The sequence below is a fragment of the Kitasatospora sp. NPDC093806 genome, from assembly GCF_040683335.1.
Taxonomy (GTDB): Bacteria; Actinomycetota; Actinomycetes; order Streptomycetales; family Streptomycetaceae; genus Kitasatospora.
This window is the reverse complement of sequence record NZ_JBFBDO010000053.1, coordinates 41,670-55,789: the sequence shown is the minus strand read 5'-3', so window position 1 is coordinate 55,789 and position 14,120 is coordinate 41,670. Positions and strand designations below refer to the sequence as shown.

The window sequence follows — 14,120 nt, the reverse complement described above, 5'->3', positions numbered from 1 at the left end:
GGTGCTGCGCGGCGTCGCGCACTTCACCGAGCTGCCGGAGATCCGCCTGCTCCGGCTCGGCCGGCGGGGCGGGCTCGGGGCCCAGCGCGCCGGCCCGCAGCAGGGCGCCGAGCGCCCGGCGGCCCCTGGCCCCCAGCACGTCGCCCGGGCCGAACCGGAGCAGGCGGATCTCCGGCAGCTCGGTGAAGTGCGCGACGCCGCGCAGCACCTCGTAGAGGTCGCTGCCGGGGGCGACCTCCAAGTCCCCCGCGACGTAGGCGCGGGCCAGGCCCAGCTCGCTCGGCCGCCAGAGCAGCCGGCGCAGCGCCCGGCGGTTGCGCAGCACCACCGTGGGCGCCCCGGGCGGCCCGGCGACGCTGCCGTCCCAGACCTGCACGCGCAGCGGTGCCGGGACTCCCAGCAGCCCCTCCAGGGCCTCGACCAGCCGTCCCGCGAGCTCCGCCATCGCCGTCTCCGTCCTGCCGTACCTGCACAGCCCTACCGGACCCGGCCGGTTGGGGCCGGGGAGGCCCGTGGCGGTCGGCGACTCGGAACGAGCGGACCAAGCCAAGCCCACCGCGGCGCGGGCCCGTCCGGGCGGCACGCCACGGGGACCGGCTGTCACTCGAACGCCGACGGGCCCCACCGGCTGCAACAGCCGGTGGGGCCCGTCCATTCCGTCCGCGGACGAAAATCCGTCCGGACGAGGGGAACTGATTCCCGGTCAGGTCCGGTGGATCAGTCCTCCTCGGCCAGGGTCAGCTCGATGCCGCCGGTGAAGCCGGCCGCCGCGTTGTAGATGAACGCCGAGAGCGTGGAGAGCGCGGTCAGCAGCACCACGTCGACCACGGCGATCAGCGAGGTGAAGGTCATCACCTTGCCGAAGCCCACGTAATCCATCAGGTTGATGCCACCGGTGGTGTCCGAGCCGGTGACGTCCTTCAGGGTCTTGGTCAGCGAGTCGAAGACGCCGAGCGAGTCCAGCGTCATCCACAGCACCGCGGCCGCGACGATGATGATGATCCCGACCGCCAGCGACAGCAGGAAGCTGACCTTCATCACCGACCACGGGTCGGCCTTGGTGATCCGCAGCCGGGCCTTCCTGGTCCGGCCGAGACCGCCGGCCGGGGCGGCCTGCGGGGGAGCCGGACGGCGGGTGCCGCCGGCCGGGGTCCCGCCGGGCGGCGTGTTGCCGCCGCCGACCCGGGTGCCCCGGGGCGGGGTCGGCTGCCCCTTGGCGTAGGTGGTCGGCTGCGAGAACCCGCTCGGCGCCGGTGCGCCCGGCGGCGGGGGCGTCTGCTGGCCGCCGTACGTCGCCCCGCCCTGACCCGCCGCGCCGACCGGGGGCATCAGCGAGGTGGACGCGGCCGGGTGCTCGGCCGGCGGCTGCGGCACGCCGTACGCCCCGCCGCCCTGTGCCGCGCCCGGACGGCCGCCGCCGGCTCCTCCCGCAGCACCCGTGGCTCCACTCACTGGTCCTCCCGCACTTCCCACCAGGGCGGCCACCGCCCTGCTTCGTCACTCGTCTTCCAGCACCCGGCGGGATTGCCCGGAACTGGTCGGCGGCCGGTACCGGCACGCCGCGCACGGATGCACGGACGTGACGGTACCGGCCGACGCGGTACGACTCAGCCCTGGGCGGTCTCGCCGCCCGGTGCCGTCCCCGTACCCTCGGCCACGTCTGCCACCTCGGTGGTCTCGGTGGTCCCGGTGGCCTCGGTGGGTGCCACCTCGTCCTCCGCCGACTCCTCGTCCTCCGCCTCCGCGTTGCGGGCCATGCCCACCACCGCGTCGCGCTTTCCGAGGTTGATCAGTTGGACGCCCATGGTGTCACGTCCGGTTTCACGAACCTCGGAAACCCTCGTGCGGATCACCCCGCCGGACAGGGTGATCGCCATGATCTCGTCGCTCTCGTCGACGACGAGGGCGCCGACCAGCGAGCCCCGGCCCTCGACGATCTTCGCCGCCTTGGTGCCGAAACCGCCGCGTCCCTGGACACGGTACTCGTCCACCCCGGTCCGCTTGGCGTAGCCGCCGTCGGTCGCGGTGAAGACGAAGGTGCCGGGCCGGACCACGTTCATCGAGAGCAGCTCGTCGTCCTCGCGGAAGGCCATGCCCTTGACGCCGGAGGTGGCGCGGCCGGTGGACCGCAGCGCCTCGTCGGTGGCGGTGAACCGGATCGACTGGGCCTTCTTGGAGACCAGCAGCAGGTCGTCCTCGGCGGAGACCAGCTCGGCGCCGATCAGCTCGTCGTCCCGGCCCTCCTCGTCCTGGCGCAGGTTGATCGCGATCAGGCCGCCGGAGCGCGGGGAGTCGTAGTCCTTCAGCGGGGACTTCTTCACCAGGCCGGCGCGGGTGGCGAGGACCAGGTACGGCTTGTCCTCGTAGGTGCGGACGGCCATCACCTGGGCGATGTGCTCGTCCGGCTGGAAGGCCAGCAGGTTGGCCACGTGCTGGCCGCGGGCGTCGCGCCCGGCGTCCGGCAGCTCGTAGCCCTTGGCGCGGTAGACCCGGCCCTTGTTGGTGAAGAACAGGATCCAGTTGTGGGTCGTCGTCACGAAGAAGTGGTCGACGATGTCGTCCTGCTTCAGCTGGGCCCCGCGCACGCCCTTGCCGCCGCGCTTCTGCGAGCGGTAGAGGTCGGAGCGGGTCCGCTTGACGTAGCCGCCGCGGGTGATCGTGACGACGATGTCCTCCTCGGCGATGAGGTCCTCGATCGAGAGGTCGCCGTCGGAGGGGATCAGGGTCGAGCGCCGCTCGTCGCCGTACTTGTCGACGATCGCGGTGAGCTCCTCGGAGATGATCTCCCGCTGGCGGGTCGGCGAGGCCAGGATCGCGTTGTACTCGTCGATCTTGCGCTGCAGCTCGTCGTGCTCGTCGGTGATCCGCTGGCGCTCCAGGGCGGCCAGCCGGCGCAGCTGCATCTCCAGGATCGCGTTGGCCTGGATCTCGTCGATCTCCAGCAGGCCCATCAGGCCGGTGCGGGCGGCGTCGGCGCTCTCCGAGGCCCGGATCAGCGCGATGACCTCGTCGATCACGTCCAGCGCGCGGAGCAGCGCGCGCAGGATGTGGGCGCGCTCCTCGGCCTTGCGCAGGCGGAAGGTGGTGCGCCGGACGATGACCTCGACCTGGTGGTTGACCCAGTGCCGGATGAAGGCGTCCAGCGACAGGGTGCGCGGCACACCGTCGACCAGGGCCAGCATGTTGGCGCCGAAGTTGGTCTGCAGGTCGGTGTGCTTGTACAGGTTGTTCAGCACGACCTTGGCGACCGCGTCGCGCTTGAGCACGATCACCAGGCGCTGGCCGGTGCGCGAGGAGGACTCGTCGCGGACGTCGGCGATGCCGGCGACCCGGCCGTCCTTGACCAGGTCGGCGATCTTCAGCGCGAGGTTGTCCGGGTTGACCTGGTACGGCAGCTCGGTGATCACCAGGCACTGGCGGCCCTGGATCTCCTCGACCTCGACCACGGCGCGCATGGTGACCGAGCCGCGGCCGGTGCGGAAGTAGTCGTCGATGCCGCGGCGGCCGACGATCAGGGCGCCGGTCGGGAAGTCCGGGCCCTTGATCCGCTCGACCAGCGCCTCCAGCAGCTCCTCGTTGGAGGCCTCCGGGTGCTCCAGCGCCCAGAGCGCGCCGGAGGCGACCTCGCGAAGGTTGTGCGGCGGGATGTTGGTGGCCATGCCGACCGCGATGCCGGTGGCACCGTTGACCAGCAGGTTGGGGATGCGCGCGGGCAGGACGGTCGGCTCCTGCGAGCGGCCGTCGTAGTTGGGCGCGAAGTCGACGGTCTCCTCGTCGATGTCGCGCATCATCTCCATGGCCAGCGGCATCATCTTGCACTCGGTGTAGCGCATGGCCGCGGCCGGGTCGTTGCCCGGGGAGCCGAAGTTGCCGTTGCCGTCCACCAGCGGCATCCGCAGCGACCACGGCTGGGCCAGGCGGACCACGGTGTCGTAGATCGAGGTGTCACCGTGCGGGTGGTAGTTGCCCATGACGTCGCCGACGACGCGGGCGCACTTGTAGTAGCCCTTCTCGGGGCGGTAGCCCCCGTCGTACATCGCGTACAGCACGCGGCGGTGCACCGGCTTGAGGCCGTCGCGCACCTCGGGCAGCGCGCGGCTGACGATGACGCTCATCGCGTAGTCGAGGTACGAGCGCTGCATCTCGGTCTCGAGCTCGACCGGCTCGATCCGCAGGGTGGTGCCCGCGACGGCGGACTCGGGGGTCTCGGGCTGCTCGCCTTCGGGACGGTTGTCGTCGACCACTGGTGGTCAGTTTCCTTTCACGCGGACTGGTACGTGCGGGGCCTGCGGGCGGCGCGGGGCCGGCCCGCGGGCGTCACACGTCCAGGAAGCGGACGTCCTTGGCGTTGCGCTGGATGAAGGAGCGGCGGGCCTCGACGTCCTCGCCCATCAGGACGGAGAACAGCTCGTCGGCGCGGGCGGCGTCCTCCAGGGTGACCTGGAGCAGCAGGCGGTGGGCCTGGTCCATGGTGGTGACCCGGAGCTCCTCGGCGTTCATCTCGCCGAGACCCTTGAACCGCTGGATCGCGTCGTCCTTCGGCAGCCGGCGCCCGGCCGCCACGCCCGCGGCGATCACGGCGTCGCGCTCGCGGTCGGAGTAGACGTACTCGAAGTCGTCCTTGCCCCACTTGATCTTGTACAGCGGCGGCATCGCCAGGTAGACGTAGCCGGCCTCGACCAGCGGCCGCATGAAGCGGAACAGCAGGGTCAGCAGCAGGGTGCGGATGTGCTGTCCGTCGACGTCGGCGTCGGCCATCAGGACGATCTTGTGGTATCGCAGCTTGGACTCGTCGTAGTCCTCCTGGATGCCGCAGCCGAAGGCCGAGATCAGCGCCTGGACCTCGGTGTTCTGCAGCACCTTGTCGATCCGGGCCTTCTCGACGTTCAGGATCTTGCCGCGGATCGGCAGGATGGCCTGGATCCGCGGGTCGCGGCCCTGCTTGGCCGAGCCGCCGGCGGAGTCACCCTCGACGATGAAGATCTCGCACTCGGCCGGGTCCTTGGACTGGCAGTCGCTGAGCTTGCCGGGCAGCGAGGCGGACTCCAGCAGGCCCTTGCGGCGGGTGAGGTCGCGGGCCTTGCGGGCGGCGACGCGCGCGGTGGCGGCCTGGATGGACTTGCGGATGATGTCCGCGGCCTCGTTGGGGTTGCGGTCCAGCCAGTCGTTCAGGTGCTCGTGGACCACCTTCTGGACGAAGGTCTTCGCCTCGGTGTTGCCCAGCTTGTCCTTGGTCTGGCCCTCGAACTGCGGCTCGCCGAGCTTGACCGAGATGATCGCGGTCAGACCCTCGCGGATGTCCTCGCCGGAGAGGTTGTCGTCCTTCTCGCGGAGCAGCTTCTTGTCCCGCGCGTAGCGGTTGACCAGACCGGTCAGCGCCGCGCGGAAGCCCTCCTCGTGGGTGCCGCCGCCGTGCGTGTGGATCGTGTTGGCGAAGGAGTAGACCCCCTCGGTGTACGAGGAGTTCCACTGCATGGCGATCTCCACCGAGATCGCCTTCTCCTTGTCCTCCGCCTCGAAGTCGATCACCGAGGGGTGGACGACGTCGCCCTTGCGGGAGTTGAGGTGGGCGACGAAGTCGGCGATGCCGCCGTCGTACTTGTACGTGACCGAGAGCGGCTTGCCGTCCTCGTCCACGTGCTCGGGGCGCTCGTCGGTCAGCGCGATGGTCAGACCCTTGTTGAGGAACGCCATCTCCTGGAAGCGCCGGGAGAGCGTCTCGAAGGAGTAGACCGTGGTCTCGAAGATGTCCGGGTCGGCCCAGAAGGTGACGCTGGTGCCGGTGCGCTCGACGGCCTCGTGCTGGGACAGCGGGGCGACCGGGGCGCCGGCCTTGTACTCCTGCGTCCAGCGGTGGCCGTCGGTGTGGATCTCCACCGCGAGGCGGGTGGAGAGCGCGTTCACCACCGAGACGCCGACGCCGTGCAGACCGCCGGAGACCGCGTAGCCGCCGTTGCCGAACTTGCCGCCCGCGTGCAGGACGGTCAGCACGACCTCGACCGCCGGCTTGCCCTGGCCCGGCATGATGCCGACCGGGATGCCTCGGCCGTTGTCGACCACGCGCACGCCGCCGTCGGCCAGGAGGGTCACGTCGATGGTGTCCGCGTGCCCGGCCATCGCCTCGTCGACGGAGTTGTCCACGATCTCCTGCACCAGGTGGTGCAGACCGCGCTCGCCGGTCGAGCCGATGTACATGCCGGGGCGCTTGCGGACGGCGTCGAGGCCCTCCAGCACCTGGATGGCGTTGGCGTCGTACGACCGCTCGGACTGGTCGGACTGGTCTGGGATCTGGCTGGGGTTGCCGGAATCGGCCACGAAGCGCCCTCTCTGGCACAGCACGGGCCGCATCCCCACCCCGTGCGGGCGGGCGTGCGACCACGGCGTTTCGACTCGGTTGCCACTAGCAACAGTGTTTGGCCCCCAGTCTACCGGTACGACTGACATCGATGGGCGTTTGGCAGCCTCTGAGGGCAGAAATGCCGCCCTGAATCCCCTCTGGACATGTCCCGATACTCGCCCCGGGGGCTCAGAGCGCCTGGAAGGGCCGTCAGGGGTTCCGGAGGATTACGGTCCGCTCCTTCCCGGAACCCTCCGGGGTCACCCCCAGGTGTCCCCCGGTCCCTTGCTGCCGGGCGCGCGCAGCCGGCCGTAGCCGCGCACCGGGGCGGCCGGGCCGAGCACCTTGATGGTCTTGACCGTGCCGTGCCCCAGCTCGTGGTTCAGGCGGGCCACCAACTGCCGGGCCAGCCAGCGAAGTTGGGTCGCCCAGGCGGTGGAGTCGCACTGCACGGTGAGCACCGCGGCCTCGTCGTCGTAGGAGGTCGGGGTGCAGTGCGCGGCGATGTCCGGGCCGACGATCTGCGGCCAGCGCCCCATCACGCCGCCGACCGCCGCCGAGGACTCCCAGCCCCGCTCGGTCAGCAGGCGGTTGAGCGCCGCCCCCAGCGGCACCGGGTCCCGGCCGTCCGAGCGGGCGCCGCTGCGCAGTCCGGTCCGCTTCGCCTCCCGCTTCTCGCGCACCTGCTCGCCGCGCTGGCGGGCCTGGGCCCGGGCCGCCCGCAGTGCCGAACGGGCCAGATCGGCACCGGTCGGCTCGGGGCCGCCGGGCTGCGCGGGGTGCTCGGCCGGCTCGCTCACGGCGATCTCCTATCCCCAGCCTGTGGACAACGGTGAGCCGTCCAGATTACTGCCGTGACTCGCCCGCTCGCCGCCGGGGCGCTCTGACCCGGCGCCGACGGTCGGCGCTCCCTCGCTCCTTCGTCGCTCCCTCGCTTCTCCCTTTCGGCACCGGCGCGCCCCTTCGGCTCGGGGCGGGGCCCGCCGCCGTACCGGGGGTCCCCGGGGCCGCCCGGGTCCGGGCATGGGGGAGGTAGGGGGATCGGGGGTGGGAATGGTGCGGCGGTGTGGCGCGGGACGCCGGGGGTCAGCCGGAGACGCGCTGGACGGTGCCGTCGGAGACCGTGTAGCGCGCGCCGGCCAGCGCCTTCGGCACGTCCTCGGCGACCGCCGCGGTGACCAGCACCTGCTCGCCGCCGGCCACCAGCTCGGCCAGCCGGTCGCGGCGGGCGGCGTCCAGCTCGGCGAAGACGTCGTCCAGGATCAGCACCGGCTCACCGCCGTCGGCGCGCAGCAGCTCGTACGAGGCCAGCCGCAGCGCCAGCGCGAACGACCAGGACTCGCCGTGGCTGGCGTAGCCCTTGGCGGGCAGCGGGCCGAGCTTGAGCAGCAGCTCGTCGCGGTGCGGGCCGACCAGGGTGACCCCGCGGTCGACCTCCTGCTTGCGGACCGTCTGCAGCGCCTGGAGCAACTGCTCCTCGGCCTGCTCGCGGCTGGTCGGCAGCTCGCCTTCGAAGGAGCTGCGGTACTCCAGGGCGGTCTCGCCGCCGCCCGGTGCGAGCTGCCCGTAGGCGGCCGTGACCAGCGGCTGGAGCGAGGCCACCAGCTGGAGCCGGAAGGCGGTCAGCTCGGCGCCGGCCCGGGCCAGGTGGCCGTCCCAGACCTCCAGGGTGGAGAGGTCCGCGCCCTTGCCGCCGCCGGCCCGGCGGGCCATCGCGGCGGTCTTCAGCAGGGCGTTGCGCTGCTTGAGCACCCGCTCGTAGTCCTGCCGGACCCCGGCCAGCCGGGGCGCGCGGGCGGTCAGCAGCTCGTCCAGGAAGCGCCGGCGCTCCCCCGGGTCGCCCTTGACCAGGGCGAGGTCCTCGGGGGCGAAGAGCACGGTGCGGAGCAGCCCCAGCACGTCGCGCGGGCGGACGTTGTCGGAGCGGTTGATCCGGGCCCGGTTGGCCTTGCCCGGGGTGATCTCCAGCTCGACCAGGGTGCTGCGCCCCCGGTCGACCACCGAGGTGCGGATCACCGCGCGCTCGGCGCCCAGCCGGATCAGCGGGGCGTCGGTGGCCACCCGGTGGCTGCCCAGGGTGGCCACGTAGCCGACCGCCTCGACCAGGTTGGTCTTGCCCTGGCCGTTGGGGCCCACGAACGCCGTCACGCCCGGGTCGAGGGGCACCTCGACCCGGGCGTACGAGCGGAAGTCGGCGAGCGACAGGTGCGCGACGTGCATGGCTGTGGACTGCGCTCGCCTTCTGTGGACGGTGTCAGCCCGGGGGCTGCGGGGACTACTTCGACTCGACCGCGTGGCCGCCGAACTGGTTGCGCAGCGCGGCGATCATCTTCATCTGCGGCGAGTCCTCCTGGCGGGAGGCGAAGCGGGCGAACAGCGAGGCGGTGATCGCCGGCAGCGGCACGGCGTGGTCGATCGCGGCCTCGACGGTCCAGCGGCCCTCGCCGGAGTCGGCGGCCCAGCCCTTGAGCTTGGCCAGGTGCTCGTCGTCGTCCAGGGCGCGGACGGCCAGGTCGAGCAGCCAGGAGCGGATCACGGTGCCCTCCTGCCAGCTGCGGAAGACCTCGCGGACGTCGGTGACCTCGGGGGCCGCCTCCAGCAGCTCCCAGCCCTCGGCGAAGGCCTGCATCATCGCGTACTCGATGCCGTTGTGGACCATCTTGGCGAAGTGGCCGGCGCCGACCGCGCCCGCGTGCACCGAGCCGAAGTCGCCCTCGGGCTTGAGTGCGTCGAAGACCGGCTTGACCAGCGCGACGTGCTCGGCGTTGCCGCCGTACATCAGCGCGTAGCCGTTCTCCAGGCCCCAGACGCCGCCGGAGACGCCGCAGTCGACGAAGCCGATGCCCTTGGCGGCGAGCGCCTCGGCGTGCTTGATGTCGTCGGTCCAGCGCGAGTTGCCGCCGTCGACGACCACGTCACCGGGGGAGAGCAGCTCGGCCAGCTCGTCGACGGTGGCCTGGGTGGCGGCACCGGCCGGGACCATGACCCAGACGACGCGGGGGCCCTGCAGCTTGGAGACCAGCTCCTGGAGGCTCTCGACGTCGGAGATGTCGGGGTTGCGGTCGTAGCCGATGACGGTGTGGCCGGCGCGGCGGATCCGCTCGCGCATGTTGCCGCCCATCTTGCCGAGACCGATGAGGCCGAGCTCCATAGCCAAATCCTTACCTGTGGTGACGTCCCTGCGGGCGGCGCCGTTGCCGCGCATCCTTGAGCCTACGTGCTGGAGCGGGAGCGCCTCCCCGCGGTCGGGGCCGACCGGGGGAGGCGTCCACAGGTTCGTTCACAGGGCTGTGGGCAACCGCCCGCAGCAGGACGTGCCGGCTGGATCAGCCGGAGAGGCGGACCGGCATGATCAGGTACTGGTAGGCCTCGTCGGCCTCCGCGTCCACCGCGGCCTTGCCGCTGAGCAGCGCGGGCTTGGTCGGGGTGGTGAAGCTCAGCTGGGCGTAGGCGGAGTCGATGGCCTTGAGGCCCTCCTCCAGGTAGCCCGGGTTGAAGGCGATCGAGATGGCGTCGCCCTCCAGGGAGGCGTCGATCCGCTCGGTGGCCTGCGCGTCGTCGCCGGAGCCGGCCTCCAGGGTGAGGACGCCCTCCTCGAAGTTCAGCCGGACCGGGGTGTTGCGCTCGGCGACCAGGGAGACGCGCTTGAGGGCCTCCAGGAAGGGCTGGGTCTGGATCGCCGCGATCGCGTTGAACTCGGTCGGGAAGAGGCTGCGGTACTTGGGGAACTCGCCCTCCAGCAGGCGGGTGGTGGTCCGCCGGCCGGCGCCCTCGAAGCCGATCAGGCCCTCGCCCGCGCCGCCCGAGGAGAGCGCGATGGAGACGCTGTCGCCGCTGCCCAGGGACTTGGCGATGTCCTGCAGGGTCTTGGCCGGGACCAGCGCGACGGCCGAGATGTCGGACTGCTCGGGCTTCCACAGCAGCTCGCGGACCGCGAAGCGGTAGCGGTCGGTGGCGGCCAGGGTGATCCGGTCGCCCTCGATCTCGACCCGCACGCCGGTGAGCACCGGCAGGGTGTCGTCCCGGCCGGCGGCCACGGCGGCCTGGCTGACCGCGGAGGCGAAGACGTCGCCGGGGACGGTGCCGGTCGCGGTGGGCATCTGGGGCAGGGCCGGGTACTCGTCCACCGGGAGGGTGGGGAGGGTGAACCGGGAGCTGCCGCAGACCACGCTGACCCGCTGGCCGTCGGTGGAGATCTCCACCGGGCGGTTGGGCAGGTTGCGCGAGATGTCGTTCAGCAGCCGGCCGGAGACCAGGACGGTGCCGGCCTCCTCGATGTCGGCCTCCAGCTCGACCCGGGCCGAGACCTCGTAGTCGAAGCCGGAGAGGGCCAGGCTGCCGTCCTGTGCCGTCAGCAGCAGGCCGGCCAGCACCGGCACCGGCGGCCGTGCCGGGAGGCTGCGGGCAGCCCAGGCCACCGCCTCCGCGAGGACGTCACGCTCCACCCGGAACTTCACCGGTAACCGCCTCCTGGATCGAGCGCTCCCGCTCGCACGTCTGGTTCTTCTGATCTTGGTCGTCGGTGCGGCCGGCCGCCGAGCTCTGCCCGCTCCGCATCCAGTCGCCGAGGACAGTCTGACGTACTCCACCGACAGACGGGGCAGACGGGCGGAAGCAAGTCGAACGGATGTCGGGCAGCGGTTGTCCACAGATTTCGAGCCCACCTGCTTTTGAACCAGTCGAACGGTCTAAAGGTGTAGTGGTAGTAGTAGGGCCTGTGGAAACCGTGGATAACCCTGTTTGCGCAGGTCAGACCCGGTTTTTTGTCCACAGGACCTGTGGATCGCGGCTGTGGACGAACACGCCCCGCTGTGGACGGCGGAGCGTTACCCACAGGGCACGCTGAGTATCCACAGGTTATCCCCAGCGCTGTCCCCAGATCCGGGCCCGGTTATCCACGGGGGCCGGTCAACATTTCGTGACGCCTTTCACACCTGGGGATGAACGAGGGCGGAAGGTTGTCGAACTGTGGACGCATCTGTGGACAACCTGGGGATAACTCGGCCCGGCCTGGGGACAACCGGTGGATAACCCGGACGGCCTACTGACGGCCCGCCAATTGTCCACAGCCTGTGGATAACCGTTGTGCACAAGTCCACAGGCACCTGACCTGCGCGGAAGAGCGTAGCGGTGGCCGCCCTGTGGAGGAATTCTGGATAACTCACAGCTCCCCGGCCTGTGGACGGTGGAGAACCGGCCCGGCCTGTGGATTCCGGGCCCGCGCACCGGGATTGTTCGAATCCCTGGTCAGATGTTCGGCGCGGGCTGTGCACTGGCGGAGCGTCCGTCACCGCCATCCCTGCCCCGTCCGCGGCCGGCGCACACCTGTGGACAGCCGAAAAGGGCGTCAGGATCGCTCCTGACGCCCTTTTCCGGCCACCCGGCGCCGTCCTGTGGACGACCGCCCGGCCGCTAGCTCTTGATGCGGTTGGTCAGCTCGGTGACCTGGTTGTAGATCGAGCGCCGCTCGGCCATCAGCGACCGGATCTTGCGGTCGGCGTGCATCACCGTGGTGTGGTCGCGGCCGCCGAACTGCGCGCCGATCTTCGGCAGCGAGAGGTCGGTGAGCTCCCGGCAGAGGTACATCGCGATCTGGCGGGCCGTCACCAGCACCCGGCTGCGCGAGGATCCGCAGAGGTCGTCCACGCCCAGCCCGAAGTAGGCCGCGGTCTGCTGCATGATGACCTGCGCGGTGATCTCCGGCCCGGCGTCCTCGTCGCCGCCAGGGATCAGGTCCTTGAGGACGATGCCGGCCAGCTCCAGGTCGACCGGCGCCCGGTTGAGGTTCGCGAAGGCGGTGACCCGGATGAGGGCGCCCTCCAGCTCCCGGATGTTCCGGGTGATCCGGGACGCGATGAACTCCAACACGTCGGCGGGAGCGTTGAGTTGCTCCTGGATCGCCTTCTTGCGCAGGATCGCGATCCGGGTCTCCAGCTCCGGCGGGGTGACGTCGGTGATCAGCCCCCACTCGAAGCGGTTGCGGAGCCGGTCCTCCAGCGTGGTCAGCAGCTTGGGCGGCCGGTCCGAGGAGAGGACGATCTGCTTGTTGGCGTTGTGCAGGGTGTTGAAGGTGTGGAAGAACTCCTCCTGCGTGGACTCCTTGCTCGCCAGGAACTGGATGTCGTCCACGAGCAGGATGTCCATGTCCCGGTAGCGCTTGCGGAAGGTGTCCGCCTTGCCGTCCCGGATCGAGTTGATGAACTCGTTGGTGAACTCCTCCGAGGACACGTAGCGCACCCGGGTGCCCGGGAAGAGGCTGCGCGAGTAGTGCCCGATGGCGTGCAGCAGGTGGGTCTTGCCCAGCCCGGACTCGCCGTAGATGAAGAGCGGGTTGTACGCCTTGGCCGGGGCCTCGGCGACGGCCACCGCCGCGGCGTGCGCGAACCGGTTGCTCGCGCCGATCACGAAGGTGTCGAACAGGTACTTGGGGTTCAGCCGGGCGGCCGGTTCGTCCTTGCGGGAGCCGCCGGCCGGGGGCGCGCCGGGCGGCGCGGGCACACCGGGGACCGCCGGGCGGTCGGTGGCGCGCTCGGCGGGGGCCTTCTCCGCGCCGCGGCCGGCGGTCGGACGGGCGGCCGGGGCACGGCGGCCGGCGGCGGTCCGCGGGTGCTCGCCGGGGCCGGGGCCGTAGGCGCCGCCGAAGAGGTCGCCCTGGGTGGTCGCGGGCGGTCCGGGCAGGGCGGAGCGCGGCGCCGGGCGGGTGGCCTCCGGCTCGCGGTACTCGTCCCGGTAGTCCTCGCGGTACTCCGGGGCCGGCGCGGGGTAGCTGTACGGGCCTGCCGGGGGCTCCTGGCCGCCGTACGGCGGGTGCGCGGGGTAGGGCTCCGGGGCGTACCGGTCCGGCGGGCCGTACTGCTGCTCGGGGGCGCCGTAGCGCTCCTGGCCGCCGCCGTACTGGTCCGGCCCGGGCGCGGTCTCGTAGGGGCGCTCGTACGGGGACGGGCCGTAGTCGCCCGCGTCACCGGTCGGCGAGGGGTACGGTTCGGCGGCCGGCGGCTCGGCCGGCGCGGGGGAGGGGGCGACGGCGTTGGCGTCGACCATGACGGCGATCCGGACCGGCCGGTCGAGCTCGCGGCTGAGCGCCTCGGCCAGCTGGGGGAGGAGCCGGCCCTCCAGCACCTGCTTGGCCCGCTCGTTGGGGGCCGCCAGCAGGGCGGTGTCGTGCATCATCCACATCGGCTGGGTGCGTTGCACCCACTGCTTGTCCATCTCCCCGATGTCCGGGTCGGCGACCAGCCGCTGGACGACCTTCGCCCAGACCGGGACGAGGTCGCTGTTGACTTCAGCCACTGGTGCACGCTTTCCGATGAACAAACCAGACAAGTCCTGCAACGGTAGTCAGCGAACAGAGCCGGATCAAGTCGTTGTCCACAGCCTGTGGGTAAACGGCCTCGGGACGGCTGGTTTGACCCTCGTGCCCCGTCCCGCGTACCGTAACCAGGTCGAGTTGTCGATGGCCGCTGCCGCATGTCCGCGGGTCCACCCGCTCCATAAGGCGCGCAGCACGGGCGCCGTGGATTGCCTCAAAACCCAGCCGAACTGGGAAAACGAGGCCGGATTTCCGTACCAGGGGAGATCACGCGGACGCACGGTGACGGCCAAGCGACATCCCGTCATCCTACGATTCACCTCAGGAGCCCCCGAGTGAGCAAGCGCACCTTCCAGCCGAACAACCGTCGTCGCGCGAAGACCCACGGCTTCCGGCTGCGTATGCGTACCCGCGCCGGCCGCGCCATCCTGGCTGCCCGCCGTGGCAAGGGCCGCGCCAGCCTGTCCGCCTGAT

Annotated in this window: 9 protein-coding genes and 1 pseudogene; 1 reads left to right on the top strand and 9 read right to left on the bottom strand. The window is 71.3% G+C overall.

Going from position 1 to position 14,120, the window contains the following annotated elements; genetic code table 11:
* From AB0N76_RS23715 to dnaA, 9 genes and pseudogenes are all read right to left on the bottom strand, one after another.
* A pseudogene (locus tag AB0N76_RS23715) lies at positions 1–445 on the bottom strand (SAM-dependent methyltransferase); the annotation flags it as partial.
* A 272-nt stretch (positions 446–717) separates the two neighbouring features.
* Positions 718–1,452 carry a DUF3566 domain-containing protein gene (locus AB0N76_RS23710; RefSeq protein ID WP_363560000.1) on the bottom strand — a complete coding sequence of 245 codons (735 nt, stop codon included), beginning with the start codon at positions 1,450–1,452 and terminating at the stop codon, positions 718–720.
* 155 nt (positions 1,453–1,607) lie between these two features.
* Positions 1,608–4,244: a DNA gyrase subunit A gene (gene gyrA / locus AB0N76_RS23705; protein ID WP_363559998.1), complete on the bottom strand. Its 2,637-nt coding sequence runs from the start codon at positions 4,242–4,244 to the stop codon at positions 1,608–1,610.
* 73 nt (positions 4,245–4,317) lie between these two features.
* Positions 4,318–6,339: a DNA topoisomerase (ATP-hydrolyzing) subunit B gene (gene gyrB, locus AB0N76_RS23700; protein ID WP_363559996.1), complete on the bottom strand. Its 2,022-nt coding sequence runs from the start codon at positions 6,337–6,339 to the stop codon at positions 4,318–4,320.
* 258 nt (positions 6,340–6,597) lie between these two features.
* Positions 6,598–7,137: a DciA family protein gene (locus AB0N76_RS23695; RefSeq protein ID WP_363559994.1), complete on the bottom strand. Its 540-nt coding sequence runs from the start codon at positions 7,135–7,137 to the stop codon at positions 6,598–6,600.
* 286 nt (positions 7,138–7,423) lie between these two features.
* Positions 7,424–8,557, bottom strand: coding sequence for a DNA replication/repair protein RecF (gene recF / locus AB0N76_RS23690; protein WP_363559992.1), 1,134 nt, complete (start codon positions 8,555–8,557; stop codon positions 7,424–7,426).
* A gap of 55 nt (positions 8,558–8,612) precedes the next feature.
* The gene (gnd, locus tag AB0N76_RS23685) at positions 8,613–9,542 is read right to left on the bottom strand and encodes a phosphogluconate dehydrogenase (NAD(+)-dependent, decarboxylating) (protein ID WP_363559990.1); all 930 of its coding nucleotides are present in this window, start codon (positions 9,540–9,542) and stop codon (positions 8,613–8,615) included.
* A 121-nt stretch (positions 9,543–9,663) separates the two neighbouring features.
* A complete protein-coding gene (gene dnaN / locus AB0N76_RS23680) occupies positions 9,664–10,794 on the bottom strand; it encodes a DNA polymerase III subunit beta (RefSeq protein ID WP_350543088.1) in 1,131 nt (376 codons plus the stop codon).
* Positions 10,795–11,749: 955 nt separating this feature from the next.
* Positions 11,750–13,627, bottom strand: coding sequence for a chromosomal replication initiator protein DnaA (gene dnaA, locus AB0N76_RS23675; RefSeq protein WP_363559987.1), 1,878 nt, complete (start codon positions 13,625–13,627; stop codon positions 11,750–11,752).
* Between the two features lie 354 nt (positions 13,628–13,981).
* On the opposite strand from dnaA, the gene rpmH reads away from it, so the two are divergent.
* Positions 13,982–14,119 carry a 50S ribosomal protein L34 gene (gene rpmH / locus AB0N76_RS23670; protein ID WP_030059672.1) on the top strand — a complete coding sequence of 46 codons (138 nt, stop codon included), beginning with the start codon at positions 13,982–13,984 and terminating at the stop codon, positions 14,117–14,119.
* The last annotated feature ends 1 nt before the right edge of the window (position 14,120 follow it).

Coding starts and splice junctions, on each gene's coding strand:
- gnd (WP_363559990.1), bottom strand. CDS start 9,542: ATGCGCGGCAACGGCGCCGCCCGCAGGGACGTCACCACAGGTAAGGAT.
- recF (WP_363559992.1), bottom strand. CDS start 8,557: ATGCACGTCGCGCACCTGTCGCTCGCCGACTTCCGCTCGTACGCCCGG.